Annotated in this window: 28 protein-coding genes and 1 tRNA gene; 17 read left to right on the top strand and 12 right to left on the bottom strand. The window is 37.6% G+C overall.

Translation table 11 applies throughout. The features are described 5' to 3' along the window. Together GX437_09000 and GX437_08995 are read right to left on the bottom strand one after the other, a co-directional pair. On the bottom strand, positions 1-639 hold a 639-nt coding region (locus GX437_09000), incomplete at its 3' end, for a carboxypeptidase-like regulatory domain-containing protein (GenBank protein NLJ07793.1). A 63-nt stretch (positions 640-702) separates the two neighbouring features. Then, the gene (locus tag GX437_08995) at positions 703-1239 is read right to left on the bottom strand and encodes a hypothetical protein (protein NLJ07792.1); all 537 of its coding nucleotides are present in this window, start codon (positions 1237-1239) and stop codon (positions 703-705) included. A 724-nt stretch (positions 1240-1963) separates the two neighbouring features. Here GX437_08995 and GX437_08990 point away from each other — a divergent pair. Next, positions 1964-3133 (top strand): ATP-binding protein, encoded by a 1170-nt coding sequence (locus GX437_08990; GenBank protein NLJ07791.1) that lies wholly within the window; start codon positions 1964-1966, stop codon positions 3131-3133. Positions 3134-3640: 507 nt separating this feature from the next. Continuing rightward, complete coding sequence (locus GX437_08985) at positions 3641-4126, top strand: hydrogenase maturation protease (protein NLJ07790.1); 486 nt, start codon at positions 3641-3643, stop codon at positions 4124-4126. On the opposite strand, the gene GX437_08980 is transcribed toward GX437_08985, so the two are convergent. The 3 genes from GX437_08980 to GX437_08970 form a co-directional block, all read right to left on the bottom strand. Beyond that, on the bottom strand, positions 4099-5760 hold the full coding sequence (locus GX437_08980) for an NAD(P)-dependent oxidoreductase (GenBank protein ID NLJ07789.1): 1662 nt from the start codon (positions 5758-5760) through the stop codon (positions 4099-4101). The two genes, GX437_08985 and GX437_08980, sit on opposite strands and share 28 nt — an antisense overlap. 3 nt (positions 5761-5763) lie before the next feature. After that, positions 5764-6156: a hypothetical protein gene (locus GX437_08975; GenBank protein ID NLJ07788.1), complete on the bottom strand. Its 393-nt coding sequence runs from the start codon at positions 6154-6156 to the stop codon at positions 5764-5766. A 72-nt stretch (positions 6157-6228) separates the two neighbouring features. After that, positions 6229-6570 carry a hydrogenase maturation nickel metallochaperone HypA gene (locus GX437_08970; protein NLJ07787.1) on the bottom strand — a complete coding sequence of 114 codons (342 nt, stop codon included), beginning with the start codon at positions 6568-6570 and terminating at the stop codon, positions 6229-6231. A gap of 231 nt (positions 6571-6801) precedes the next feature. Between GX437_08970 and GX437_08965 the strand changes: the two genes are divergently transcribed. Next, positions 6802-7158, top strand: a complete 357-nt coding sequence (locus GX437_08965) for a hypothetical protein (protein NLJ07786.1) — start codon at positions 6802-6804, stop codon at positions 7156-7158. A gap of 77 nt (positions 7159-7235) precedes the next feature. After that, the gene (locus GX437_08960) at positions 7236-7649 is read left to right on the top strand and encodes a hypothetical protein (GenBank protein ID NLJ07785.1); all 414 of its coding nucleotides are present in this window, start codon (positions 7236-7238) and stop codon (positions 7647-7649) included. Between the two features lie 9 nt (positions 7650-7658). Here the strand turns inward: GX437_08960 and hypE are convergent, their stop codons facing one another. From hypE to GX437_08930, 6 genes are all read right to left on the bottom strand, one after another. Next, positions 7659-8672, bottom strand: coding sequence for a hydrogenase expression/formation protein HypE (gene hypE / locus GX437_08955; protein NLJ07784.1), 1014 nt, complete (start codon positions 8670-8672; stop codon positions 7659-7661). Between the two features lie 3 nt (positions 8673-8675). Continuing rightward, on the bottom strand, positions 8676-9758 hold the full coding sequence (hypD, locus tag GX437_08950; protein ID NLJ07783.1) for a hydrogenase formation protein HypD: 1083 nt from the start codon (positions 9756-9758) through the stop codon (positions 8676-8678). Next, positions 9755-10027, bottom strand: a complete 273-nt coding sequence (locus tag GX437_08945; protein ID NLJ07782.1) for a HypC/HybG/HupF family hydrogenase formation chaperone — start codon at positions 10025-10027, stop codon at positions 9755-9757. Before GX437_08945 ends, hypD begins: the two co-directional genes overlap by 4 nt. A gap of 4 nt (positions 10028-10031) precedes the next feature. Next, positions 10032-12290 (bottom strand): carbamoyltransferase HypF, encoded by a 2259-nt coding sequence (gene hypF / locus GX437_08940; GenBank protein ID NLJ07781.1) that lies wholly within the window; start codon positions 12288-12290, stop codon positions 10032-10034. Between the two features lie 122 nt (positions 12291-12412). Beyond that, a tRNA-Arg gene (locus GX437_08935) sits at positions 12413-12486 on the bottom strand. A 145-nt stretch (positions 12487-12631) separates the two neighbouring features. Further along, entirely contained in the window at positions 12632-13609 is a 978-nt protein-coding gene (locus tag GX437_08930; GenBank protein NLJ07780.1) for a T9SS type A sorting domain-containing protein, read from the bottom strand. A 216-nt stretch (positions 13610-13825) separates the two neighbouring features. On the opposite strand from GX437_08930, the gene GX437_08925 reads away from it, so the two are divergent. The 8 genes from GX437_08925 (at position 13826) to GX437_08890 (ending at position 21835) form a co-directional block, all read left to right on the top strand. Continuing rightward, a complete protein-coding gene (locus tag GX437_08925) occupies positions 13826-15625 on the top strand; it encodes a hypothetical protein (GenBank protein NLJ07779.1) in 1800 nt (599 codons plus the stop codon). Positions 15626-15654: 29 nt separating this feature from the next. Beyond that, complete coding sequence (locus GX437_08920; GenBank protein NLJ07778.1) at positions 15655-16356, top strand: 2Fe-2S iron-sulfur cluster binding domain-containing protein; 702 nt, start codon at positions 15655-15657, stop codon at positions 16354-16356. Between the two features lie 12 nt (positions 16357-16368). Beyond that, positions 16369-16917, top strand: coding sequence for an NADP oxidoreductase (locus GX437_08915; GenBank protein NLJ07777.1), 549 nt, complete (start codon positions 16369-16371; stop codon positions 16915-16917). A 21-nt stretch (positions 16918-16938) separates the two neighbouring features. Then, the gene (locus GX437_08910; GenBank protein NLJ07776.1) at positions 16939-18399 is read left to right on the top strand and encodes a Ni/Fe hydrogenase subunit alpha; all 1461 of its coding nucleotides are present in this window, start codon (positions 16939-16941) and stop codon (positions 18397-18399) included. Further along, positions 18396-18923, top strand: coding sequence for a hydrogenase maturation protease (locus tag GX437_08905; GenBank protein ID NLJ07775.1), 528 nt, complete (start codon positions 18396-18398; stop codon positions 18921-18923). Before GX437_08910 ends, GX437_08905 begins: the two co-directional genes overlap by 4 nt. Before the next feature lie 10 nt (positions 18924-18933). Then, on the top strand, positions 18934-19911 hold the full coding sequence (locus GX437_08900; protein NLJ07774.1) for a dihydroorotate dehydrogenase-like protein: 978 nt from the start codon (positions 18934-18936) through the stop codon (positions 19909-19911). 64 nt (positions 19912-19975) lie between these two features. Next, a complete protein-coding gene (locus GX437_08895; GenBank protein ID NLJ07773.1) occupies positions 19976-21247 on the top strand; it encodes a peptidase M64 in 1272 nt (423 codons plus the stop codon). Positions 21248-21256: 9 nt separating this feature from the next. Then, complete coding sequence (locus tag GX437_08890) at positions 21257-21835, top strand: superoxide dismutase (protein ID NLJ07772.1); 579 nt, start codon at positions 21257-21259, stop codon at positions 21833-21835. Positions 21836-21887: 52 nt separating this feature from the next. Here the strand turns inward: GX437_08890 and GX437_08885 are convergent, their stop codons facing one another. Beyond that, the gene (locus GX437_08885; GenBank protein ID NLJ07771.1) at positions 21888-22073 is read right to left on the bottom strand and encodes a hypothetical protein; all 186 of its coding nucleotides are present in this window, start codon (positions 22071-22073) and stop codon (positions 21888-21890) included. 211 nt (positions 22074-22284) lie between these two features. Between GX437_08885 and GX437_08880 the strand changes: the two genes are divergently transcribed. From GX437_08880 to GX437_08860, 5 genes are all read left to right on the top strand, one after another. Continuing rightward, entirely contained in the window at positions 22285-22857 is a 573-nt protein-coding gene (locus GX437_08880; protein NLJ07770.1) for a sigma-70 family RNA polymerase sigma factor, read from the top strand. A 6-nt stretch (positions 22858-22863) separates the two neighbouring features. Continuing rightward, on the top strand, positions 22864-23967 hold the full coding sequence (locus GX437_08875) for a trypsin-like peptidase domain-containing protein (GenBank protein NLJ07769.1): 1104 nt from the start codon (positions 22864-22866) through the stop codon (positions 23965-23967). Positions 23968-24062: 95 nt separating this feature from the next. Further along, the gene (locus tag GX437_08870) at positions 24063-24752 is read left to right on the top strand and encodes a DUF554 domain-containing protein (GenBank protein NLJ07768.1); all 690 of its coding nucleotides are present in this window, start codon (positions 24063-24065) and stop codon (positions 24750-24752) included. Between the two features lie 2 nt (positions 24753-24754). Beyond that, positions 24755-26134, top strand: a complete 1380-nt coding sequence (locus GX437_08865; protein NLJ07767.1) for a hypothetical protein — start codon at positions 24755-24757, stop codon at positions 26132-26134. Then, positions 26134-26844 (top strand): hypothetical protein (locus GX437_08860; GenBank protein NLJ07766.1); only part of this gene is annotated, 711 nt, incomplete at its 3' end. The genes GX437_08865 and GX437_08860, both read left to right, overlap by 1 nt.

Here is a 26844-nt window from a genome sequence, read left to right as displayed (position 1 = left end):
TTCTTTTTCTAAATCGAAAACTAACCATTCACCCCCATTTTTTGAGCTATTAATAAACGATTTAGTGAGTAAATCAGTTCCTGGTAACTTTGTATTCGTATCAAAATTATAGATTCTTAACCTGACAGGTGTGTTTGGTTTTCCGTTTTTAGTGATATAAAATTCTACTTTTTTTATCTGGATAGGTTTGTTAAATTTATTTTTTATATACAAACCCCATTGAATTCCAGGATATAATCCAGTACAACCAACATCAATAACGCTATATGTTTTAGCCCCTAATGTTTGAATCTTTCTTTTCTTTGATGTATTTATAACTATTTCCTGAAGGGTAATTGGGTTTTCTTTTAAAATTATTTTATTGTCAATTAATAATTTGCCACAAAGAACAATAGTATCATTATAGCCTATTGAACTGATTATTATTAAGTCAGAAAAAGACTCTGGATTTCGTATTATTAATTTATAATTACCGTTAGAATCAGCTGCAGTTCCATAGTATTTTTTTTCAGCAACGATATTTGCAAAAGCGATTCCAGAACCTTTCTCATTTACTATTCTTCCTCTAATTGTGTCATATTTTTGACAGTAGCAAATGGAATTGCTCAGAAATAAAATTAGTAATAGTTTGAATTTCATAATTGATTTATTAAAGTTCTGATAATGGTAATAAAACCATTATCAGAACAAAATTAGTAAAAACTATGGACCCCAAGGGCATGAACAACAAATTGTATGATAGCCATAATTTCCTACCAACCAATGATCCCGCCATGCCCATTTATATTCACCCGGTTGACAATCTCCAACCTTTTTTTCCCCAAGAAAGAACCATTCAAGCCAATCAAATAGATTATTTGCATTTTTGGCAGCTGCGAAACCTTCAGAAAATCCTCCATCGATTATATCATCTTCATCAAGACCAAATAAATCTTTAATTTCGTCAGAAAATGCAATAGAGTTGATGTTTCCATTAGTATCTTCTTCAAGGTAGATAGTTGCAGTGTAATTATCTCCATTGTATTCAAATGAGAAGTTTTGTGAGGTAATTTCAAAACTGCCTGTATAATTTTCAGGTGTTTCAAATCCTTCAGGTATTGTAAATAATGTTAATCCTTCCGGGATTTGGGTTGTTACTCTCATTGAAGGATTGCAATTTTTGTCTTTTGCTATCTCAACTTCTTTATTACAGGCAGTGACCACAAAAAGAAGAACAATTATTATTTTAAAACTTTTCATAATCTTAAGATTTACAAATTAGTCAAAAAAACATTTCGGAGCAATTTTTCATAATATTTTAGCGTTTTTTCAACTTCAATAAAACTCCCAACCCCTTTCACCAAGCAAATTTGCAGGGAACAGGGTAAGGAGTTGATTCACCACCGTAATTAAAATTTGAAAAACTATTTTTTTCTTGCTGAATTTTAATTTTACAAAGGCTACAAGATTGAAAACCGGAAATCGGATTAGTAAATGATGTTTTAAAATGAAGAGAGAAGTGAAGGAAAAGCGGGCTAATTGGTGTATGTATGTATGTATGTATGTATGTATGTGAAAAATTTATTCACATAGCTGTTGGTAAAGCAAAAGCTACTTATTAACCTTAAAAAAATATGTCTAAAATGGCAGTACACAGAAAAAATGAGGTTTTTTTGTACATAGGAAAGATAATAATATTGGTTTAAATAATGAGCAAAATTTTTAAAAATATTTTTATCTTGTTGTAAATATGCCTTTGATGGTGAACATCAGAGATAAAGATGGAGATTTGTTGCAGAGTTTGAAGCGAAAATTTTTTATGAGAGATTTTAAATAGCGGGGGATTTAAATTCCCCGCTATTTAAAAAATCTTCTGCCAAAGAAATAATCCGGGTTTCATTCCAATGAGTAAATGAATATTCTTTTTTGTTATTATGATTTTGTATTTTTGCATGAAAAATAATTATCTAAATAGACGATTTTCATGGAAAAAATATATGTTCGGGATGAGTTGAGTGAAATATATCGATCATTAAACAGCTATCCTGTTGTTGGCATCATAGGGCCAAGGCAGTGCGGGAAAACAACGCTTGCAAAGATAATTTCCAATGATTTTGAAAAAACTTGTTTATATCTTGATCTTGAATTTCCTGATGATTACTCAAAACTGGAAAATCCGGTAATTTTTTTAAATCAGCATCGCAACAAATGTGTGATTATTGATGAAATCCAGTACAAACCAGATTTGTTTCCAATAATCCGCTCATTGGTTGATCAGGATAGAATTCCAGCAAGATTTATCCTTTTAGGAAGTGCATCACCTTCATTGATTAAAGGAAGTTCAGAGTCATTGGCAGGTCGAATCAGTTATCATGAATTAACTCCTTTTAAATTCGCTGAGATTGAAGCTGAATTTGAATTGAACAATCATTGGCTAAAGGGAGGTTTTCCGCATTCTTTTTTAGCAAAAAGTGAAACTGAAAGTTATAAATGGCGGGCAAATTTTCTAAGAACCTATTGTGAAAGAGATTTACCACAGATAGGTATTAATCAAAATCCTTCAGTTATTTACTCATTATTGCAAATACTTGCCAGTTTTCATGGTAATGTTTTAAATAGTGAAAATCTTAGCAGATCAACAGGTTTAAATAAGAATAGCATTAATAAGTATCTTGATTTTCTGGAAAGTGCTTTTTTAATCAGAAAATTAATGGGGTTTCATTTGAATATAAAAAAGCGAATTGTTAAATCTCCGAAAATTTATATCAGAGATAGTGGCCTTTTTCACTCATTATTACGAATTAAAAACATCGAAGAATTGACTGGAAATCACTATAACGGTGCTTCATGGGAAGGTTACATCATCGAGCAGGTTATTTCTCATTTAAAGGATGATTATGATTTTTATTTTTACAGAACTCATCAGGGAGCAGAATGTGATTTGGTTTTAGTAAAAGGTGATAAAGCTGAAATAGGAATTGAGATTAAATTTTCAACAGGACCTAAACTAAGTCAGGGCTTTTACAATGCCATAGAAGACCTTAGAACAAAGAGGAATTATGTGGTGTCACTGGTAAGTGAACCATATTTTATTAAAGAAAATGTTGAAATTGTTAATCTGCCAATATTATTAAAAAGGCTTAAGCAGGTTTGAAAATATGATTTTAGAATTGCGTTTAGGACGATGAATCTTAATTTAGAATTGACCTTCAGAGTTTTTGTCAATACACTCATTATCCGGCTGGGGAAATGCCTTTGGTGGTGAATATAAGGGACAAGGAAGGGGAATTGTTGCAGAGCGTGAAAAGATAGCTTTCTTGAAGGGGGATTTTAAAAGCGGGGGAATTAATTCCCCCGCTAAAGAAGAGTTTGAAAAGATAGCTTTCTTGTTAGGAGATTTTTAATGGCGGGGGATTTAAATCCCCCGCTAATGAAGAGTTTAAAAGGAAAATTTTTTAATAAGGGAATCCTGATAGCGTGGGATTTAAATCCTACGCTATTAAAGAGTTTGAAAAAATAACATTATTAGCGAGGATTTTTATTACATAGGGAATTAATTCCTCAGCTAAATGAAAAATTATTGAATGAAACATTATAGCGAGGGAATTAATTCCCTCGCAATTGAGTAATAATTCATAACTTTGCAACATAAGGAATTATAATGCAGTTTGAACAAAAACAATCACTTATCATTGGCCTTGGCAACGACTGGCTGACAGATGATGGGATTGGAGTTATTGTGGCTGAGAAAATTAAAAATGATTATCCGAAATTAACTCAACAGTTTGATTTTAAAACTTCAGTCTTTGGTGGCCTTGAACTGATTGATTTAATAACTGGCTACGATGAAGTATATTTTATCGATGGTATTATCACCCTTGAGGAAAAGCCCGGATTTATATGGAATTTCACTCCTAGAAATTTCAGAGAAACATTACATTTATCTCATTATCATGATGTTAAATTTACTACACTTTTTGATTTTATGAGGCAGATAGGCTTAAAAACACCTGAACATGTGAAGGTTTTTGCCATAGAAGTTGTTGAAGATAAGGAATTCAGCAAAGAACCTAGCTTGTCTGTTCAGCACCAATTGGATGAAATTTGTAAAAACATACTTTACAATATAGTTGGTGGTTCAGATTGATTTTCAGTCTGATTCTCTTCTGTATCGTGGTAGAAAGTGCTTAGTTTTTCAATAAATGCTTTTCTGATTTCTCGTTGTTTTAACGATTTCAGTGAAGCCAGTTTTTCAGGGCTGAGTTTTTCTTCGAGATTTTCATAGATGTTTTCGGTCTCATCAATTGCCAGTTGTATGGAGAGGCCAATATTATCGTAAATTTCCTGCCTGAACCCGGAAAGTTCTTTAATGGCAGTAAGTTCATCAATAATGATATTATTGAACAGATAAAGCAGTGAGGTTACTTCTTCGCTTGTAAAACCAGCAGCAAAATGTGCAAGGGCAAGATCTTCAATGTATTTGATCATGATACTTCTGTCGCTGCTTCTGACGCTGGCCATAATCAGAAAGTAAAGCTGACTGATATGGCTGTTAAACTCCCTCCAGTCCATTCTTCTGAAATTTTCGAAGATAGTGGCTTCCTGATCGGTCATGACCCGTTTGATAAGTTTATCGAGAATATTATCCTGGAGCTGCAGGAGATATTCATAGATTTTCAGGTTTGGCCTCATGGTCACCCTTCTGATAAGTTCCTCGTTTTTCATGATCCATTCCTGATGGTGGCTTTTCATATTAATCAGGAGGTAGAGCAATCTTCGTTCAACCGACAGGCGGGGGGCAGGCTGCCAGTTTAATGTCATCTGGGTGTAGGTTGAGTCAATATTAAGTTTTTCGTCAATGTATTTTACCATCCATGGACGTTCAAAAGCGACCGGCATCAGGCCAAGTTTGCCGAGAATATTTTTCGCTACAATTCCCGGATATGCCAGAAATTTTGGTAAAAATACCGGTTTTAAGGAGCTGCCGAAATAATCCCGTGTCGAAATCAGGAAAAGATCAAGATGAGAGGTGCACCCATTTGGGCTGGCATGAAAAACCTCAAAATCTTTTAGTCTTGCGGAATGAGAAATAATCGATTTTAAAAGTTTACTCAGGTCGTTGATGTGGATATATGAAACAGCTGACTGCCCCTTGCCTGCAAGGATTCTGGATTCCCATCGTTTTGAAAGCCATGTTTCCAGAAACTTGTAAAGCGGTGCATATTCACACCAGTCGGAGAAGACAGCGGCAAATCTGACTACGGAACATTTAAAGTGGCGTGAATATTCAAGGCACATTTCTTCACCCGCTTTTTTACTTTTTGCATAGGCAAAGTCTTCAATAAGTTTTTCTTTTTCGGATAAAGGTAAGCCATTGCTCCCGACAAATTTCAATGCGGCCAGTGAACTGGCAAAAATAAAATGCCTGACATTTATTTTGCGTGCCAGCTCGAGTATATTTTTTGTTCCGTGAACATTAGTTCTTTCATATTCATCATTGTCGGAATAATCGAAATTGTAATAACCGGCCAGGTGAATCAGGTAATCAGCCCTCCCTTTACCGATAATGTATCCCAAAACCTGATTAAACAATTTGTCGTTGGCAACATCCCATTGCACCCAATCCAGGTTGGGATGGTAGGTAATCCCTGATTCCGTTCGGCTTCTTCTTGCAATGCCAATGATATGATATTCATCTTTCAGGAAATCAACGAGGTATTTTCCAACAAAACCGCTGGCACCTGTGATAATAACAGTTGGTTTTTGGTCTCGTTTAAACATACCTCAGATATTTACTTGCTTCAATTTTTGATACAACAAAAATATGACTATTCCCATTAAAAGGTCGGCTACTCCTGAAAGTAAAATCAACGTAATTTGATTAACAATCAGATAATAGAGAATCAGAAAAACAAATCCTGTAAATTTGGCGGTGAAGGAAAACTGAATCAAACTGACATACTTCAGGGGATTTAATCCGGCCATGAAATAGGCAAAACACATGACAATGTGAAAGACCCCTCCCTGTGCACGGAAAAAGTTCTGCGTATAGGGCTGAAAACCAAATATTTCAATAATATTTACCGGTAAAAATATTAATAGGATTCCTACCAGAAAAGAATGCAGGGCGACAAGAAATAAAAATAGCTTTGTCAGCTTCAAAGTTTTATCAGACATTAAATGTAAATTTAAAATGTTGTGTTTTTGCGGAATTTATGCGTATTTCAGGTGATAAAAAAAGAATTTATATCATGAAAACAGGAGAGATTTTACTTTTAATTCTTTTCCGGCAATAATTTCAAAACCGAATTGATGGCAGTGCTGGCATTGGTCGAAATAGTTTTCAATGGATGAAATTTTTTGACAATGAAGGCATTTTCCTTTTCCTTCAGGCTCTGTTATTTTAATTTCAGCATGGTGAAGGGGATGTTCGGGTATTCCTTCTTTTAAGGCAAACAGCAGCAATTCAGGAACAACGCCTGATAGTTTTCCGACTTCAATTTCAACTTCAAGCAGCATTAAATGTTTGTTTTTCGACATTTCTTCATCAATAATTTCTGCGATGTTGAGCGCAATGGACAATTCGTGCATATAACCTGTTTGTATCTTTATGACAAAAATACATACTACCTGTTCATGACGAATAAATAATTCCGAAATTCCTGCTAAGGATTAAGAAAAAAACTGATGAAAATCATTTGCAGATTTTAATAACAGAAGTATTTTTACCACAGAAAAAAAACATAAATAAACAGTTTTAATTAGAAAATTATGAATGAGCTTCAGTTTGACGTTAACTGCCCCCATTGTAAGAGATCTCTGATGGACCCTTACAGAATGATACATAATAAGCCAAGTATCAGGGTAAATATCAGTTCAGGTGATAAGAGTGGTGTGATCCGGCTGTGTTCGATTTACGGGTGTTATGATTATCTGACGGATGTCAAACTGAAAAACGGGGATTTGGTTGAGTTCACCTGTCCGCACTGCAAAGAAATACTCAATTCTCAGGAAAAATGCAGCGAATGCGAAGCCCCGATGGTTAATTTCAAGCTGTCAATAGGAGGGATGGTTTGTATTTGTTCAAGGAGTGGTTGCAAGAACCACTCGGTAGGTTTTGTCGATTTGTCTTCAGCATTGAATTCCTTTTATCATCAGTATAAATACGGGGACCAGTAAAATTTCACATTATCAGTCTCTGATATTCGGAAATTTATATTTTTGCACTCATTCAATTAATGCTTAAAATTAAAACCATGCCTCAAACAATAACTTTTGATGTTAATTGCCCGGAATGCGGAAAATCTCTGATGGACGCCTATAATTTACTGATGGATAAACCCAGTATCCGTCTGACTATTGAAACAGCAAAAGGAAAAGGTACTATCCGCTTATGTTCCATTTATGATTGCTATGCCCACACTTCCGATATTGAAATTGAAGGAGGCGAAATTGTTAACTTTTTCTGCCCTTTTTGTCATGAAAATCTCAACACTGAGATTAAATGCGAATTGTGTGAGGCACCCATGGTTTCCTTTAAACTGGAAATGGGTGGAAAAGTAAATATCTGTTCAAGAAAAGGTTGTAAAAACCACAATGTCAATTTTGTAGATCTTTCGGCTGCACTCGAAGTTTTTTATAATAAATTTGGCTACGGGAGCAGCCATTAAAGAAAATTTTCAACAGATTCTGGGTAATTGTTCTCCTGATAACATATCGATAACCCGTCTGCCACCAATAGCTGTTTTTAAAACTGCCATTCCCTTGTGTTGATCGTTAATTTTGCCAATTATGGCAGCATTTTTCCCTTCTTCAGTCTCTCTCATCATTCCGGCTGCTTTTTCTGCATCTTTTGCTGAAACAACCATCACTACTTTTCCTTCATTAGCTACATACATGGGGTCGTAGCCCAGTAGTTCACAAAATCCCCTTACTTCGTCTGTTACGGGTATTTCTTCTTCCCAAAGTTCGATGCCAAAGTTTCTGTCCTGCACAAGCTCACTGATAACAGTGGCCAGTCCGCCCCGCGTGGCATCACGCATAAATTTTATTTCACACTCCCCAAGTATTTTCCATATCATTTTATTCAGGGCCGTGCAATCAGAAAGAATATTCCCCTCAAATCTGCTTATTTCCCTTGCCTTTAAAACCGCCATCCCATGTTCGGCAATATTTCCGTTTATCAGAATAAGGTCTCCTTTTTCAATTTTTTCTCCTTTACTGATGTGGACGTTTTTTTCAGGGAGAAACCCGATTCCTGAGGTATTGATGAATATTTTATCACAAAAACCCTTGCCAACCACTTTGGTATCACCGGTTACGATGCTGACACCAGATTTTTCTGCCTCGGAAGCCATTGTTTTTACAATGATTTCAAGATCAGAAAGCATGAATCCTTCTTCAATGATAAATCCAGCCGAAAGCCACATTGGTCGAGCTCCTGCAACAGCCAGATCATTCACAGTACCGCAAATGGCAAGCTTGCCAATATTTCCGCCCGGGAAAAATAGAGGATCAACAACAAATGAATCGGTGGTAAAAGCTAATTTCCCATTCTCAACATTCAGTATTGAACTATCAGTCGGAAATGAAATTTTTTCTTTGGAAAAATGTTTGAAAAACACTTCTTCAATCAGGTCGTGGCTTAATTTTCCTCCACTGCCGTGTCCGAGTAATATTTTATCTTTCTTCATGATTTACAATCTGTTGTATCTGTAATAAGCATGACAGGCACCTTCGCTCGACACCATACAGGCTCCGGCAGGGTCTGATGGTGTACAGGATTTACCAAAAAGCTTGCATTCTTTGGGAGATTTGATCCCTTTCAAAACTTCACCGCAAATACAGCCTTTATCGTCTCTTGTCGGTTCAATCTCAATATTGAATATTTTATCTGCATCAAAATCAGCATACTCGTCTTTAAGTTTCAAAGCACTGGCTGGTAAAATTCCCAATCCTCTCCACCAGTCGTCACATGGTTCAAAAACTTTTTCAATCATAGCTTTTGCGACCAGATTGCCTTCCGGTCTGACAGCTCTTTTGTATTGAATTTCAACTGCCGGTTGTTGATATTCAATTTGTCTGACCAGCATTAAAATAGATTCAAGCAGGTCGGCAGGCTCAAAGCCGCTGATCACGCAACCGACACCAAATTTCCTGGTTAAAGGTTCATATATTCCGCTTCCTGTGATGGTACTGACATGCCCGGGAGCAATGTAGCCATCAATCTGAATGCCTTCATCAATCAGTGCTTCCATGGCCGGAGGCATCACTTTATGGGCACTTAAAACGAAAAAGTTTCTGAGATTTTCATTTTTAGCCGTTAAAACACCTGCTGCTGTGGGCGGAGTGGTTGTTTCAAATCCGATTCCGGCAAATATTACTTTTTTTTGAGGATTTTCCCTTGCAAGCTGTAGTGCATCCAATATAGAATATACAATTCTGACGTCTTTTCCTCTCGAACGTTCCAGTTCAAGGGTAGAGCTGCTGCCCGGAACCCTTATCAGATCGCCATAGGTGGTGAGTATTACTTCATCTATCCGGCATAAGGCAATCAGGTGGTCAATGTATTTCCTGCTGGTTACACAAACCGGACAACCAGGCCCTGATATTAATCTGACATTGTGAGGCAGCAGCGAGGGGATCCCAAATCGTTGTATGGCCATGGTATGCCCGCCACATACCTCCATCAACCTGATCTGCTTTGTCGAAATGGTATTGATTTCAGTTACAAGTCTGTCAATCAGCTTTTTATCCCTGTATTCATCGATAAACTTCATGTTCCCGGATTTGAAGGATTTCTGAATTCTTTCTCTTCCTCATCGAGCTTTTTATTGAGGTCTTCAAATTCTTCAAATAGTCTGAGGGTTTCAATGGCTTCATCTTCTGCTAATTTCTGGATGGCAAAACCAGTATGCACCAGAACATAATCTCCGATACCCACATTTTCGACCAGTTCGAGGCTTGCTCTGTATTCAGTTCCCCCAATGGAAACCTTGGCCATATTTCCTTCAATTTCAATTACTTTTGCTGGAATACTCAAACACATAATTTTATCTTTTTACGGATGCTACAGCTAATTGACCAAGTGCAAGGCCTCCGTCATTAGCCGGAATTTTTGCAGGCGAAAATACATCAAACTTTTCAACCTGCAATTTTTTGACTGTCCTTTTAAGTAAATACCTGTTTTGAAAACTTCCTCCTGAAAGGACAACCTTATTAATATTTGTTTCTTTTTTAATCATTTCTGCTGTTTTTACAATCATTTCAACCATTGCATGATGAAAACGGGTTGAAATAACTGAAACAGGTATTTTATTTTGTATGTCACTGATGATTTGTTCGAAAAGACCTGCGAATGAGATAATGCGTTCGGGTTTTATTGTATATGATTGATTATCATTACTTTTTATAGCAGCTTCGAGTCGCATGGGTGCTTCTGCATGAAATCCGGCATGGGTACAAATCAGGAGAAGAGATGAAACCGCATCGAACAATCTCCCGGCACTTGAATACAGCGGACAATTAATATTCTTCTCGATCATTTCGATGACCTGCTGATATTTTTGGACAGCATCACGCTGAATGAACGGGATTTTCAGATCAAACAAATCATTTCCGAAATATCTGTAAAGATATGATAAAGCAATACGCCAGGGCTCTTCGACAGCCTTATCACCACCCGGAACCGGAATATATTCAAAATGAGCATGACGCTCAAAATCAGACAGATCGCAAACGAGAAATTCACCTCCCCAGATGTGGCCGTCTGTCCCCAGTCCTACACCATCAAAGGCTACTCCGATAACTTTTTCAGAAATTCCATACTCTGCCATGACCGAAGCGATATGTGCATGATGATGCTGTACCCCCACAAAGGGCAGACCGCTTTTCATCGCATATTTGCTAGATAAATAATCAGGATGCAGGTCGCAGGCCATTATGTCCGGTTTAAACCTGAACATTTTTTTAAAACGTTCGATACTCTCCTGATAAAAATCAAATGTTTCATAATTCTGAAGGTCTCCGATATGCTGGCTCAAAATCGCCTGATTATCTTTTCCGATACAAAAGCAATTGGTGAGCTCTGCTCCGGCAGCAAAAATACCTTCAACATTTTGATTCAGGCGTATGGGTGATGGAACATAACCCCTTGAACGCCTGATTATTCTGATCTCATTGCCGGCTTCAAATACTACTGAATCATCCGTGCGGTTAACAATTTCCCGGTTGTTAATAACGACTCCGGCTGTAATTTCCGAGAATTTATCAATTGCTTCTTTATCATTAATAATAATGGGCTCATCTGAAAAATTTCCGCTGGTTAATACGATGGCGCTGGCCGCAAGTTTTTCAAAAAGCAGGTGATGGAAAGGCAGGTATGGAAGCATACAACCGGTGGTGTTAAGCCCATTGCTGACTCCTGAAGCCAGAGGTTTATGTGTTTCAAGCAAAACTATCGGCCTTTTCCAGTTCATCAGGATAGATTCTTCCAAAGTATTGACATGGCAATGCTCCCGGATGGCTTCCATGTCTCTGAACATCACAGCGAAAGGTTTATTTTCCCTATGTTTCAGATTTCTGAGTCTGGTAACGGCTATTTCATTTTTTGCATCACAGCAAATATTATATCCCCCCATCCCTTTGATAACGATAATTTCTCCATTGTCGATACATCGGGCACATTCTGTCAAAATTTCACTGATATTATTCAGAATTTTTGTGGATGAGACAAACTGGTAGGTTGGCCCGCAATGATTACAGGCTACGGGTTGGGCATGGAATCTTCTGTCGTAAATATCCGTGTACTCTTTCCGGCAGGTTTCACACATCTGAAACTCCGACATGCTTGTCTTTTCTCTGTCGTAAGGAAGATCCTTAATAATCGTAAATCTCGGACCGCAATGGGTGCAATTGATAAATGGGTAATTAATTCGATGTTGTTGTGTTTTCAGATCTTTCAGGCAGTTTTCACATACAGCTATGTCGGGGCTGATTTCAGTAATTTCCTCAGAAATATTTTGGCTTTTAACTATCTGAAAATCAATATAATCATTGCATTCAGCAGATGATACTATTACCTCGTAAACGGAAGAAGCGGCAGGTGCTTTTAGCTTAATATCTTTTACAAAACAGGCAAGATTATCTTCTGATCCTTCAGCATGGATGAAAACTCCGTCATTACGGTTTTCTACCCAACCCTTCAGCTGATGGTTCTTAGCCAATAAAAAAATAAATGGCCGGAATCCAACTCCCTGTACCAATCCTTTCACATGGATCACAAGTGCTTTTTTCGAAGTATCTGATGCCAATGCCTTAAATGATAAATATTTTCTGCTTGCAAACTTAAAGCTAAGTTTTGATGCAGGACAAACTGATTGAGGTAAATCAAAGCCGGTGAAAATGAATTATCCGGAAACTTAAGTTAAAAGTGTGACCTCGAAGGGACTCGAACCCCCAACCCTCAGAACCGGAATCTGATGTTCTATCCAATTGAACTACGAGGCCATTAAATTTTTCTGCAAAATTAATCTGTTTTTTCGATTGAATATGTATTGTTGGGGTTAACTTCAGCAAATTGTCAGAGAGTTGATTCATAATAAAGACAATACTCAATCCCCAAAATAAGAGTGAGTGGCTTGGAATTATTGGATTAATCAGCAATGAGTATCTTAAAATTCCAGTTCAGACCTTTCTGAATTACCTGACAGCAGTAAATACCCTGATTCAACTGCGGTAAATCAATGGGAGAATCAGAAAATAAACCATTAAAAACTGTTTTTCCGGCCATGTCAAAAATTTTCAGGTTGAAGGACTCTTCTTCAGCTAATCCTGAAATTTTTAATTGATGATTCTGATAAATAATGTGAGGAGCAGGTTTTTTATGAGTTTTATCCTCTATAGAAATGAATTTCAGTAAGTTGTCAATGTCCTGACGGATGTTGTAATCGGGGCCTATAAACCCATCAAACCATCCATGACGGGCATAGATGATTCCATCTGGCCTTATCAGAAATGCACTATTTGGTGCGGTATTAAAGGTTTTCCAGAATCTGTTCTGGGGACCGTCAATTAAAACAGGTACATTGATTGGAAAACGGGGGTCGTTCAATAAATCTGACACAATCATTTTTCGTTGGCCATAAGTTACCGGCTGCCGGTAACCGATAGCAAGGGCTTTATTGGTATCAGGAACCCAGACCATGCCCATATAAGGACAAACATCGGGACTATCGGGATGAGCTTCTGCAGTATAAACGATAAAAATATCGACAACTGAACCATATTCGTTGTGAAGAGAATCAATCAAAGGGAGTTTTGATCTGAAAACATCGCAGGTATAACTTCCCTCAATCAGCAGACAAGGTTTTTCGTGCCCCAGAAAATTTTCAATATCATATACTTCTGATTGATTGGTGTATAGTTTGAAATGCGGAATAGTATCACCGACTTTTAACCCGGTACTTTCAAAAGTTTTGGTGAAATCGACATATACTCCCGGGAACGGAATACTGTCATTATCATCAGGTTCATTTTCAAGTCCTATGCTTGGTTTTAAGTTGACCTGACCAAATAATTGAACAGAAAGAAAAGTGAGGAAAATGACAATAATGTTGATAATTCTGGCCATAGTTTCAATTTTATGTTTTTTTAAAGAAGAAAAATTTGTGTTTAGTACCGGTTCAAACCTAAAGTTACGGTAAAAATGATAATTTTGCTGATATTAATCATTGTGTAAAATATTTTGAAAAATTATTTGCACAGGTTTTTTTGAAGTATATATGTTTGCTGTGAAATGATTAACAGGTTTAAAAACATTAAATACTGAAAACTTAAATAACGCTTTATGAGAGCAATTGTTTATCCAATCGTACAAAAGTACAGACATGATGCAACCCGGCTGATGGATATTTTACACGATATTCAGTCAGAAATGGGGTATATTCCTGATGAAGCTGCATCCTTAATCGCACAGGAATTGAAAATCTCGGTGGCTGATGTATATCAGGTTATTACCTTTTATCATTTTTATTCCACAAAGCCAAGAGGAAAGTTTCAGATTTACCTGAACGACAGTGCAGTAGCCATGATGATGGGTCGTCAGGAGGTGGCTAAAGCCTTTGAAAAAGAAGCAGGCATCCGTTTTGGCGAAGTGACGGAAGATGGATTAATCGGCTTGTTCAATACTTCATGTATAGGCATGAACGATCAGGAACCGGCTGCCCTCATTAATGGAAAAGTATTTACCAAACTGACACCTTACCGTGCAAAGGAAATTATCCGTGACATCCGTGCCGGCAAAAGCCTCGATGAACTCGTTGTGGAAGGATATGGAGATGGGAACAATGCTCATCAATTGGTGAAATCTATGGTTTACAATAATATACGTAAAAAGGGAGCATTATTGTCAGCCGACTGGGTTTGCGGAAGTGCCATAAAAATGGTAGTGGAAATGGATCCTCTGTACGTGATAGATATGGTGAAAAAATCAAATATCAGAGGACGGGGAGGAGCAGGTTTCCCGACAGGAATGAAATGGGAATTTTGCCGTAAAAATCCGGAAGCTGACAAATATGTGATTTGCAATGCTGATGAAGGTGAACCCGGTACATTTAAAGATCGTGTCTTACTGACGGAGAAACCTCAGATGTTGTTTGAAGGAATGGCAATTGCCGGATATGCCATAGGGGCAAAAACAGGTATTTTATATTTAAGGTATGAATACAGATACCTTAAAGACTATCTTGAAAATATTCTCTATAACATGAGAAGCAGCAATGTTTTAGGTAAAAACATTGGAGGAAAGGCAGGATTTGATTTTGATATACGGATACAGTTTGGTGCTGGCGCCTATGTTTGCGGGGAAGAATCAGCTTTAATTGAATCATGCGAGGGAAAAAGAGGAGAACCACGCGACAGACCTCCTTTCCCGGTTGAGAGCGGTTATCTCAACAAACCTACAGTAGTAAATAATGTTGAAACACTTTGTTCAATCGTAAATATTATCCATAAAGGTGCAGATTGGTTTAGAAATCTTGGGACAAAAGACTCTGCAGGAACAAAATTACTAAGTATTTCAGGTGATTGCCGTTATCCGGGTATTTATGAAATTGAATGGGGAATTACCATTGAAGAAATGCTTGCCATGTCGGGTGCTGAAAATGTTCAGGCCGTTCAGGTAGGCGGACCTTCCGGTACGCTCATCAGTCCTGATGAGTTCGACAGAGTTATCAGCTATGCCGATCTGGCCACCGGTGGTTCAATAATAATAATTGGTAAAGAGCGCGATCTTTTGAAAGATGTGGTGCTCAACTTTACCGAATTTTTCATTGAAGAGTCGTGTGGCTCATGCTCCACCTGTCGCAACATGACCTATATTATGAAAAAGACCCTTGAAAAAATCATTGAAGGACATGGCGTATTAGCTGATGTTGACAACCTGGCCAACTGGGGAAAATTTCTCAAAGCCAGCCGTTGTGGACTCGGACAAACTGCTGCCAACCCGATTTTGTCGAGTATCCGGAATTTCAGGCGTGTGTATGATTTCAGGATTCAGAAAGATAAAGATTTTGACACCGGGTTTGATTTGGCTTCCGCAGTTCAGGAGTCGTGTGAATTTGTTAAAAGAGTGCCTAATCTTCATTAACAATTTGGTTTAACCGAAAAATGATTAAAATGAGCAATAAAGTAACATTTACCATTGACGGAAAAGAAATTACTTCCGAAAGTGGAAAATACATTGTTGAAGCTGCTGCTGAAAACGGGATTTACATTCCGACTTTATGTAATATTCCCGGAGTAAAACCGAGAGGTTGCTGCAGAATATGTTCCGTTAAGGTTAACGGTCGTCTGATGTCGGCTTGTACGACACCTGTGTCGGACGGAATGGAAATTGAAAACAATACGGACGAAATAAGGGATTTAAGAAGTGCCATAGTTGAAGCTATGTTTGTTTCAGGCAACCATTTCTGCCCGTCATGCGAAAAAAGTGGCAACTGCGATCTTCAGGCACTGGCTTACCGTTTCGACATGATGGTTCCACGTTTTCCCTATCTGTTTCCTGTGAAAGAAATCCTTGGATATAAAAAAATCATCAAAGACCAGAACCGCTGTATTCAGTGCAAGCGCTGTATCCGTTATATTAAGGATGATCAGGGCAGGAGTTTCTTTGCTTACAGAAAACGCGGACACAAAGTCGAAGTCATTTTGGATCCTGAAATGGATGCCGTCATGACGGATGAACAGGCCAGAAAAGCCATGGAGATTTGTCCTGTAGGCTCCATTCTTTGTAAGGAAGTTGGATTTATTGTCCCTATTGGTAAAAGAAAATACGATCATGAACCGATAGGAAGCCATATTGAAAAAAATATTAAATAAGGAGGATACGACATGAGTAAACCTATTGTAGCTACTACATCCTTAGCCGGTTGCTTCGGATGTCATATGTCAATCCTGGATATTGACGAAAGAATTCTGGATTTGATTGAGCTGGTAGAATTTAATAAATCTCCTATTGATGATATTAAAACATTCACCAAGAAATGTGATATAGGAATCATAGAAGGCGGATGCTGCAACAGTGAAAATGTGCATGTTTTAAAGGATTTCAGAAAAAACTGCAAAATATTGATTTCACTGGGTGAATGTGCCATCATGGGTGGATTACCGGCCATGCGGAACGGCATTTCAGTTAAAGAATGTTTGGAAGAAGCCTATCTGAACGGACCGACCTGTCAGACCAATACGGAGAAAATATTGCCAAATGACGATGAATTACCGATGATTCTCGATAAGGTTTATCCTTGTCATGAAGTGGTAAAAATCGATTATTTTCTGCCGGGATGTCCTCCGAGAGCCGATTTAATCTGGGCAACTCTTGTAGCTCTGATTACCGGCAAACCCGCAGATATTCCTTATGAAGTGGTTAAATTTGATTAAAAGAACGATTAAAGAAGAATTATGGCAACAACAAAGAAAATTACGATAGAACCGGTAACCCGTGTCGAAGGACATGGTAAAGTTACCATTCATTTGGATGATAGCCTCAATGTTGTACAATCAAGATTGCATATCGTTGAATTTCGTGGCTTTGAACGTTTTGTTCAGGGAAAACCTTACTGGGAAGCTCCTGTCTTGGTTCAACGTTTATGTGGCATTTGTCCGGTAAGCCATCATCTGGCAGCCGCAAAAGCCATGGATGTTATTGTAGGTGCCGGGACAGGTGATGGACTGACTCCTACTGCTGAAAAAATGAGACGTCTGATGCATTACGGACAAATGTTCCAGTCGCATTCCCTGCACTTTTTCCATCTGGCTTCTCCCGACCTTCTGTTCGGATATGATGCAAACCCTGCAGTCAGAAATGTTATTGGTGTAGCAATGGAATTCAAAGACCTTGCTGTTCAGGGTGTGATGATGAGAAAATTCGGACAGGAAATTATTCTGGCTACTGCCGGCAAAAAGATTCATGGAACAGGTGCAATCCCGGGTGGTATCAACAAAAACCTCAGCATTGAAGAAAGAGATTCTTTCCTGAAAGGAAAAGACCCGCTGAATGTTGATAAAATGATCGAATGGGCTCAGGCTGCCGTTGAATTTTTCAAGGGCTATCACAAAGCCAATGCTGATTTTATTGATAATTTCTCCTATTTTCCATCAAATCATCTGAGCCTTGTCAGAAAAGACGGTGCACTCGACCTGTATCATGGTGTTTTAAGAGCTGTGGACAGCTGGGGAAATAAAATCCTTAATGATGTTGATTATCAGGAATATTACACACACATTCAGGAAGAAACAAGGTCGTGGAGTTATATGAAATTCCCTTATCTGGTCAAGCTTGGTAAAGAAAACGGTTGGTACAGGGTAGGTCCTTTGGCCAGATTGAATACCTGTGATTTTATACCGACACCGCTGGCTCAGAAAGAGTTTGAGGAATTCAAGGCATATACCAAAGGAAAACCTTCCAATCATTGCATGCACATGCATTGGGCACGACTGATTGAAACCCTCCATTCAGCTGAAATGATTAAAGAACTCTTACTTGATCCTGATTTACAGGGTACTGATCTGGTAACAAAGGGAACCAAACAGCATGAAGGTGTCGGTTTGATAGAAGCACCAAGGGGAACGCTTTTCCATCATTACAGAATTGATGACAACGACCAGATTACAATGGCCAACCTGATTGTTTCCACTACCAATAATAACCAGCCCATGAACAACGGGGTTAATTTTGTTGCCAGAAACATGATGACAGGTAAAAGAGAAATTACCGAAGCCATGATGAATGCTGTTGAAGTTGTCATTCGTGCTTATGATCCTTGCCTGAGTTGTGCTACCCATGCATTGGGAAAGATGCCTCTTGAAGTTACAGTAGTTGATAAAGATAATCAGATTATCGACAGGAAAACCCGTTCATGAAATCCGGAATATCCAGCATATTGATTTACGGTTACGGTAATCCGGGTCGTCAGGATGATGGTCTGGGAAATGAATTCTGCGAAAAAATGCAGGAATGGGCTGAAAAAAACAATTATTCTTTCCTTGACTTTGATTCAAATTATCAGCTCAATATTGAAGATGCCGACCGTATTTCTGAAAAGGAAATTGTCGTTTTTGCAGATGCCTCAGTGGAAGATATTGATTCTTTTCAATTGACAAAGGTTAATCCCGACCATGTAAAAATTGAGTTTACCATGCATGCGGTTTCTCCTTCCTTTGTGATGAAGCTTTGTCAGGATATTTATAAAAAAACACCCCATATATATTTGCTTCATCTGAAAGGATACAAATGGGACTTCAGGGAAGGCCTGACCGCCCGGGCAAGAAAAAACCTTAATGCGGCTCTTAAAGTCATGCAAGGTATTTTAGCTGAGGAAGAAACCGGTATAATTTTACAAAAACTTGAATCATTAACAGAAACAGTTTGTTGCAATAATCATTAAAAAGAATCTTATGGATTTAAAAGTTAATTACATGGGACTTGAATTAAAGAGTCCGGTTATTGTCAGCAGTTCAAAGCTGACAAGCTCAAAAGAAAGTATTCTTAACTGTGTAAAGGCCGGGGCCGGAGCTGTTGTCCTGAAGTCTTTGTTTGAAGAGCAGATTCTGGATGAAATAAATGCTAAACTTCAGGAAAACGATATGTATTACTTTTATCCGGAAGCAAGGGAATACGTTCAGAATATTTCAAAAGATCATGGAGTTGGAGAATATCTGAAGCTGGTGGAATCAGTCAAAGATTGTGGTATTCCTGTTATTGCAAGCATAAACTGTGTTTCAGCCAATGAATGGCCGAAATTTGCTTCAAAGTTGGAAAATGCCGGTGCATCTGCCATTGAACTTAATATTGCCATTTTTCCTTATGATGCTGGTAAAGAAAGCAGTGAAATAGAGAAATTCTATGTAAACATTTTAACTGAGGTAAAAAAGAATGTAAACATTCCGGTCAGTATCAAGCTGGGGAATAGCTTTACCAACCTGATCCGCCTGTCAGATCAGTTGTGCAAGGCAAAAGTTGATGCCCTGGTGTTATTTAACCGTTTTTATGCCCCTGATATTGATATTGAGCGGCTTGAAATAGTTCCTCAAAACATTTTAAGTGCACCTGAAGAAATGGCTGAATCTTTAAGATGGGTGGGCATCCTTTCAAATTTGGTAAAATGTGATATTGCTGCTTCTACCGGTGTTCACGATTCCAGAGCTGTCATTAAACAACTCCTTGCAGGAGCTTCGGCTGTCCAGGTCTGTTCGACACTTTACAAACACGGTATTGATTATATCCAGGTGATTAATGCTGATGTCATGGACTGGATGATGCGCCATCGCTTCAATGCAATTCATGAGTTTAAGGGTAAAATGAACAGGAAAAAAGACCATCTGGCTGCTTTTGAGCGTGTTCAGTACATGAAAAAAACGACCGGAGCTTACTGATAAAAAAAACTACTTCCTGATTTTTTAACTTTTGCTAACTTGCATCAGAATTAATGTTCTGATCATGTGGCATAATAAGTTGATTTTTGCCTTATTTTTTCTGTTATCTTACAGAATAAACGCCCAGTCTCCATTTTTCAGCAATTATTTTGATACTTGCACCTTAAGGCTGGATTTTGTTCAGACAGGAAATTATTTCTATGAAAAAATGGAGACTGTCAGGTTTTTGAAAGAACCTTACTGGGGTGGTTCTTACCAGCAACTGATTGATCATTTTGGTTATGGGAACTATTTTATCAAGGTTTTTGATCTGACTTCCGGTCAGTTGATTTACTCACGCGGTTTTGGCAGTATATTTCAGGAATGGCGGCTGGTGCCTGAAGCGAGGGAGGAAATCAGTACTTATCAACTTAGCGTAAACATACCCTTCCCTTTGAAACCTGTTAAAATAGAAGTCTATAGCAGGGACAGTATGAACTTATGGGTGTTGTTAAACACTTTTCATCTTAATCCTGATACGCTTGCTTCTAATCAAATTAACTACAGGTTTGTCAATTTGCGGAACTCAGGGAAGCCATCTGAAAAGGTAGATATTGTCATTATCCCGGATGGTTATCGGAAACGTGAAAAAAGAAAAATGCTTAAAGATGCACGCAATTTGTCGGAATGGGTTTTGAGTTATTCTCCGCTAAAGGAACACAAAAACAGGTTCAATATTAAACTTGTCATTGCATTTTCCGAAGATAGTGGCTGTGATGATCCCAATGAAGATATATTTAAAAACACAGTGGTACATACTCATTTTAATACGCTCGGCAGCGACCGATACCTGATGACCGACAGTGTCTGGAAACTTCATGATATTGCTTCTGTCGTGCCTTATGATCAGATTATCATCATGACAAATTCATCCAAATACGGAGGTGGGGCCATTTACAACTATTATGCAACCTGTACTTCCGGAAATCCGTTATCAGGCTTTGTAGTCAGTCATGAGTTCGGGCATTCTTTTGCCGGTCTTGCCGATGAATATGAGGGTGATTCGCCTTACACACTCTATTTCTCGCTGTCAGCCGAACCATGGGAGCCGAATATTACCACATTGGTTGATTTTAATGCTAAGTGGAAAAACATGATTGATAAAGATATACCTATACCGACTCCTGTTGATAAGAAATACTCAGGCAAATTAGGTGTTTTTGAGGGAGCTGGCTATCTTCAGAAAGGTGTTTATCGTCCTGTTATGGATTGTACCATGCGTTCCATATCACCCGATAATTTTTGTCCTGTCTGCCGGAAAGCCATTATGGAAATGATTAACTTTTACTCAGAATAAAAATAAACGATTATGATTATTTTACCGGAATTACCATTTGAAAAAAATGCCCTTGAGCCCGTAATTAGTTCAAAAACCATTGAATTTCATTACGGGAAGCACCATCAGGCTTATGTGACAAATCTGAATAACCTGATAAAAGGTACTGATTTTGAAAACATGATGCTTGATGACATCGTATGCAAATCGACTGGAGCAATTTTCAATAATGCCGCTCAGGTATGGAACCATACTTTTTACTGGGAAAGTTTTTCTCCTGATAGCGAAAGCATACCACAAGGGCTGATTTTGGAAAAAATCATCCTTAATTTTGGTTCTTTTGATGAATTCAGGCAAAAATTTTCAAATGCATGCATTAGCCTGTTCGGTAGTGGGTGGGTATGGTTGGTACAAAAGACGGATGGAACGCTCGATATTTTACAGGAAAGCAATGCAGGCACCCCCCTTACCAAAGGATTCACTCCCTTACTGACGTGTGATGTCTGGGAACATGCCTATTATCTGGATTATCAAAACAGACGTGCTGATTATGTATCAGCTTTCTGGCGTATCGTTAACTGGGATAAAGTGAACAGCCGGTTAAAATAAAAAAGCCATGTCATTCGACATGGCTTTTGCTTTAAGCTTACAGATTCCCAAATTATTTGGCTGGTTGTTCTGCAGCTGGTTGTTCGGCTGGCTGTTCGGCTGGTGCAGCTTGATCCTGAGCTGGCTGTTCTGCTGGTTGAGCTTCTTCAGCTGGTACAGTTTCTTCTACTGCTGGTTCTTCTGCTGCAGCTTCATCTTTCTTTGTTTTGTTGCATGCAACAAAGCCAATAAGGAACATTCCGATAACAAGTAAGCTAAGAATTTTTTTCATTTTGATTGAAATTTAAATGGTTATTAATAACAAATTTAACCCTTAATCTGAAAATTTTAAAAAGGTAACCCACTAAGATGAAAAAAAATTTTCGGACTTTTGAAATGCTTTGAAAACATTCATTTTTTCAGGAAAATGAAATAACTTGGGTTACTTTTTGTAAAAATCTTTATTAACAGTGCAAAAGACGGAGAATAAAAATTATTTCACTGATGAGGATTTGATTCAGGGAATAATCAATGACGAAGAAGAAGCTTTAAAAAAGTTGTATAAAAATTATTTTGGAATGGTGTCCGCTATGATTATGAACAACAATGGCTCTTATCAGGAGGCAAAGGATATTTATCAGGATACCATTGTGATTTTTCTGGACAAAATAAAAAATACTGAGTTTACTCTTTACTGTAAAATTAAAACTTATGTCTATTCAATAGCCCGTAAACTCTGGCTGAATGAACTGAAATCCAGAAACCTGAACTCATCTTCCCTGATTGATTCAGATGAGATTGATATTATTGACAACGATGATATCAGCTTTCAGGTTGAACAGGAAGAGAAAATAAAAAATCTCAATAATTGTCTGACCAGGCTGGGTGAACCTTGCCGTACATTAATTGAAAGTTTTTATTTTGAAAAACTTAGCATGAATGAAATTGCCGAAACAATGGGTTATAACAATGCCGAAACTGCTAAAAATCTGAAATATAAATGTTTACAACGACTAAAAAAGTTGTTTTTTGAAATTAAATGAAGGAATATGATGGATAAGCGTGCTGAAGATTTGAAATTGTTTGAAACAGTTGAAAGATACCTGCAACACAGGATGACGGATGAGGAATACCGGGAATTTCAACAAAAAATGAATCAGGATGATATTTTCAGGCAGGAAGTGGATGAAGCTATCTTGTTTTTACAGCTTTTAAATAAATCAGTAGAAAGAAACCGGAATAAAAGAAGAATTGAAAAGTATCATGCTGAAATGGAGAGAGAAGCAGGGATTATTTCCTTAAAATATCTTAAAGGAAAAAGAAATGTACTTATCCAGTTTGTAAAAATTTCTGCAGTAGCAGCGGTTGTTGCGCTTATAACTACATTTATCTTTTTGTATGCCACCGGATTTATTACCAAATATTATCACCTGACACAATACAACGAGTTAAAAAAAGATATTGCTACTATTTCAAAAAAACAGAATTCCCTGTGGAAAGCTTTGTTCAGCAGTGATAAGAAAAGTGATTATATTTATTCGGGTACATGTTTCGCTGTTTCAACAGACGGCTGTCTGGCAACCAGTTATCACCTTGTCAATGGCTTCGATTCCTTTGAGATCATTAATGAAACTGATTCAATGATTTCATATCGCGCCAGATTGTTGTTTGCAGATCCTTTAACCGACCTTGCCATCATTAAAATAGTTGATCCTCAGTTTAAAGGATTTCATGACATTCCTTATGGAATATCTCAGGAAATGGCTGCATTGGGTGAACAGGTTTTTACACTTGGCTATTCCAAAAAAGATATTGTTTACGGGGAAGGTTCTCTACGCTCAGTTACCGGTTTTAACAGCGATACCCTTGCTTATGAAATCTCTATCCCCGTTAACCCGGGAACCAGTGGGGCTCCTTTGCTGGACTCAAAAGGCAACCTGATTGGCATCATTACAGCAAGAGACGACAATAATGATGGCTCTGCCTATGCCGTCAAATCAATGTTTTTTAGGAACCTGATTGAACAAAAAAACAATGAATCTGATTCTGTTTTGGTTTCCCTTTCAGCAAAAAATAAAATCCGGGATTTAAAACGTATCAATCAGGTTTGTAAGCTTAAACCTTTTATTTTCAGGTTGGAAGTCAAAAGGTAGTTTCTCAGCAGTTCTGCTGCTGAAGTAGTTCCATTGTACAAAATCAATCTCAGGCTTTTATTTTCATGACTTAACTTTGCAATCAATTGAATTGCATGGTAGGCACGATTGTCAATGTAGCTGCAGTTGTAGCAGGGTCTTTTTTCGGCATGATTCTGAAAAAACGACTTCCTGAGAGGTTTATTAATGTCTCTTTTCAGGTTATCGGTATTTTTACCTTAGTTTTAGGCTTTCTCATGGGAAGTAAATCCCATAATCTGCTTATTCAGATTATCAGCCTGCTTAGCGGAGCATGGATAGGAGAGTGGATTGATTTTGACAAACTTATAGGAAAAACAGAGGGTTGGGTTAGAAATAAGTTCAGAACCGACAGCTCTGAATTTTTTGAAGGACTGATCATGGCTTTTCTGCTGTTCTGTGCCGGGTCTATGACCATACTCGGAGCTGTTGAGGAAGGAATTAACCATAATCCGCATTTATTGTTTGTAAAATCCATCATGGATGGAATATCGGCTATTGCACTGACCATTGCATTTGGAGCCGGTGTTATATTTTCTGTCATTCCTCTGTTTTTGTATCAGGCCGGGTTGACTTTGTTCGCTGCAAATCTTTCCGCTTATTTTGAAAATACCATTATTACTGAATTATCTGCCACCGGAGGCTTTATTCTTGTTGCACTTGGCCTTTCCATCCTTGATTTAAAAAAGATAAAGGTTATAAACCTGATCCCGTCATTGGTGATAGTGGTCATTGTAACATGGTTATTCGGCTTATTTAATTTTTGAGTATGATAAAAGTTAAGGATTGGTCAAAAACAATTATTCTGATTCAGGCAGTTATTTTACTTCTTGCCCTCTGTAGCTACAAAATGTGGAAAGGAAATAACAGGGTTATTACATGGGATGTTACCAATTATTACTCGTATCTGCCGGCTACCTTTATCTACAAAGACCCATTACTCAGATTTACCAAAGAAAATCCTGAGAAATATTACGATAAATTTGTACCGCTTACTACTCCAACCGGTGGTAAATGCATAAAGATGTCAATGGGGCTATCAATGCTGTATGCACCGTTCTTTTTTGCAGCACATGCCTATGCCAAAATTTTTGGTTATCCTGCGGATGGTTATTCAGAGCCTTACCGTTTCGCATTGATTATCAGCAGTATGATTTTTAATATACTCGGGTTAATTTTTTTACGAAAACTATTGTTGTGTTTTTTCAACCTGAGAGTTACCACACTGACCTTGCTTGCCATTGGCCTGGGAACGAATCTTTTGTATTATACGGCAGTCAGGTCGGCTATGTCGCATTCCTATAACTTTGCCCTGATTACCTTTTTTATTTTGCTGACCATCAGATGGTACCGGAAAACGGACATCGTTAATTCGGTTTTGATTGGTCTTCTGGCAGGCCTGATTGTTTTGATCCGCCCGACAAACATTGTTGTTATTCTCCTGTTTTTATTATGGGGAATTAAATCCTTCAGGGAAATCCCCATTCGTTTAAAATTATTTCTCAAAAACTATTATTTGATAATAATTATTCTTTTATGCTCATTGTTCTTGTGGATTCCTCAAATGCTTTACTGGAAAGCTGTTTCCGGAAAATATTTATATTTTTCCTATCAGGGAGAATCATTTTTCTTTAATCATCCGCAATTGATAAAGGGCTGGTTTTCATATCGTAATGGATGGCTGGTTTATACACCCGTCATGATATTCTCACTTTTAGGCTTTTATTTCCTGTTTAAAAAATACAAAGAGCTGTTTTTCCCATTTCTCCTGACTTTCCTTGTCTTTGATTATCTGATTCTGAGCTGGTGGTGCTGGTGGTATGTGGGTTTTGGCAATAGGGCTTTTATTGATATATATGGCTTGCTGGCCGTTCCTTTTGCTGCTTTTATTGATTTTATTTTGAAACAAAAGAACGTAATCAAAACAGGATTTTACTTGGTTTTTACTTTTTTTATTCTACTGAATCTTTTTCAAAGCTGGCAATATAAAAAAGGCTATATTCAGTTTGATTCTATGACAAAGGAGGCTTATTGGTGTGTTTTCGGAAAAATCGATCCTAAAGACAGATTCTGGCGAAAGCTACGGTATCCGGATTATGAAAAGGCATTGAAAGGAATTTATGAAGACCGTAAAAACAATCAAAAGTAATGAGAAGAGCCGTTCTTGTTTTAACTGGTATCATCGCTGTTTCACTATTTATCTTTTCAGTAATGTCTGTCGAATCTTTTTCCCTTCAGGTGGTTATGGAAGGAATTACTTTTATTCTGCTGTCATTCCTGATAAGTTATTTTTTTAGAAAATTAAATGCAGAAAAAAGGATATTCTTTATTAAGACAGAAGATTTAATTTTTCTTGCATTATCGGCATTATTGACCACATGGTTATTTAATTCTTTACCGCATACCTTATTTGATGATTCCGGATTTACGCTCAGATATCTGGATAATTTTAAAAAGGGTTATTTTTATACCTTTAATCCTGCTGACGGGCATGTATTCGGAATTTCCGGCTTTTTAAACCTGCTATTCTGTTATTTGATTTCATTGCTGAGCGGATTACCATCAAGCTATGTATTGTTGGTATCTAATCTGGCCGGAATCTTCATTATTTCATTTCTTCTCTTAAAAATTTTAAGACAGTTATTTGAAAATCAATGGATTGTTTGTTTCCTATGGATAAGCATCATTTTGACATCAAAGCATTTACTCAATGTAGCTTTTACGGGGATAGAGACTCCTTTTCATCTTTCCCTGATTCTGGGAGCTTTTTATTTTGTACTGAAAAACAGCTTAAATCCTGCACTTTTATTGATTTCCCTTTCGGTTTGGTCGAAACTGGATGCAGTTTCAACTTCAGGG

The sequence above is a fragment of the Sphingobacteriales bacterium genome (assembly GCA_012517435.1).
In the GTDB taxonomy this organism is placed as follows: domain Bacteria; phylum Bacteroidota; class Bacteroidia; order CAILMK01; family JAAYUY01; genus JAAYUY01.
The sequence above is the reverse complement of the archived record's forward strand: the minus strand, read 5'-3'. Positions and strand labels throughout refer to the sequence as shown.

Bases quoted from the DNA above. Each gene is read 5' to 3' on its own strand.
- GX437_08995 (NLJ07792.1), bottom strand. From the start codon at position 1,239: ATGAAAAGTTTTAAAATAATAATTGTTCTTCTTTTTGTGGTCACTGCC.
- GX437_08990 (NLJ07791.1), top strand. From the start codon at position 1,964: ATGGAAAAAATATATGTTCGGGATGAGTTGAGTGAAATATATCGATCA.
- GX437_08985 (NLJ07790.1), top strand. From the start codon at position 3,641: ATGCAGTTTGAACAAAAACAATCACTTATCATTGGCCTTGGCAACGAC.
- GX437_08980 (NLJ07789.1), bottom strand. From the start codon at position 5,760: ATGTTTAAACGAGACCAAAAACCAACTGTTATTATCACAGGTGCCAGC.
- GX437_08975 (NLJ07788.1), bottom strand. From the start codon at position 6,156: ATGTCTGATAAAACTTTGAAGCTGACAAAGCTATTTTTATTTCTTGTC.
- GX437_08970 (NLJ07787.1), bottom strand. From the start codon at position 6,570: ATGCACGAATTGTCCATTGCGCTCAACATCGCAGAAATTATTGATGAA.
- GX437_08965 (NLJ07786.1), top strand. From the start codon at position 6,802: ATGGACCCTTACAGAATGATACATAATAAGCCAAGTATCAGGGTAAAT.
- GX437_08960 (NLJ07785.1), top strand. From the start codon at position 7,236: ATGCCTCAAACAATAACTTTTGATGTTAATTGCCCGGAATGCGGAAAA.
- hypE (NLJ07784.1), bottom strand. From the start codon at position 8,672: ATGAAGAAAGATAAAATATTACTCGGACACGGCAGTGGAGGAAAATTA.
- hypD (NLJ07783.1), bottom strand. From the start codon at position 9,758: ATGAAGTTTATCGATGAATACAGGGATAAAAAGCTGATTGACAGACTT.
- GX437_08945 (NLJ07782.1), bottom strand. From the start codon at position 10,027: ATGTGTTTGAGTATTCCAGCAAAAGTAATTGAAATTGAAGGAAATATG.
- GX437_08930 (NLJ07780.1), bottom strand. From the start codon at position 13,609: ATGGCCAGAATTATCAACATTATTGTCATTTTCCTCACTTTTCTTTCT.
- GX437_08925 (NLJ07779.1), top strand. From the start codon at position 13,826: ATGAGAGCAATTGTTTATCCAATCGTACAAAAGTACAGACATGATGCA.
- GX437_08920 (NLJ07778.1), top strand. From the start codon at position 15,655: ATGAGCAATAAAGTAACATTTACCATTGACGGAAAAGAAATTACTTCC.
- GX437_08915 (NLJ07777.1), top strand. From the start codon at position 16,369: ATGAGTAAACCTATTGTAGCTACTACATCCTTAGCCGGTTGCTTCGGA.
- GX437_08910 (NLJ07776.1), top strand. From the start codon at position 16,939: ATGGCAACAACAAAGAAAATTACGATAGAACCGGTAACCCGTGTCGAA.
- GX437_08905 (NLJ07775.1), top strand. From the start codon at position 18,396: ATGAAATCCGGAATATCCAGCATATTGATTTACGGTTACGGTAATCCG.
- GX437_08900 (NLJ07774.1), top strand. From the start codon at position 18,934: ATGGATTTAAAAGTTAATTACATGGGACTTGAATTAAAGAGTCCGGTT.
- GX437_08895 (NLJ07773.1), top strand. From the start codon at position 19,976: ATGTGGCATAATAAGTTGATTTTTGCCTTATTTTTTCTGTTATCTTAC.
- GX437_08885 (NLJ07771.1), bottom strand. From the start codon at position 22,073: ATGTTCCTTATTGGCTTTGTTGCATGCAACAAAACAAAGAAAGATGAA.
- GX437_08875 (NLJ07769.1), top strand. From the start codon at position 22,864: ATGATGGATAAGCGTGCTGAAGATTTGAAATTGTTTGAAACAGTTGAA.
- GX437_08870 (NLJ07768.1), top strand. From the start codon at position 24,063: ATGGTAGGCACGATTGTCAATGTAGCTGCAGTTGTAGCAGGGTCTTTT.
- GX437_08865 (NLJ07767.1), top strand. From the start codon at position 24,755: ATGATAAAAGTTAAGGATTGGTCAAAAACAATTATTCTGATTCAGGCA.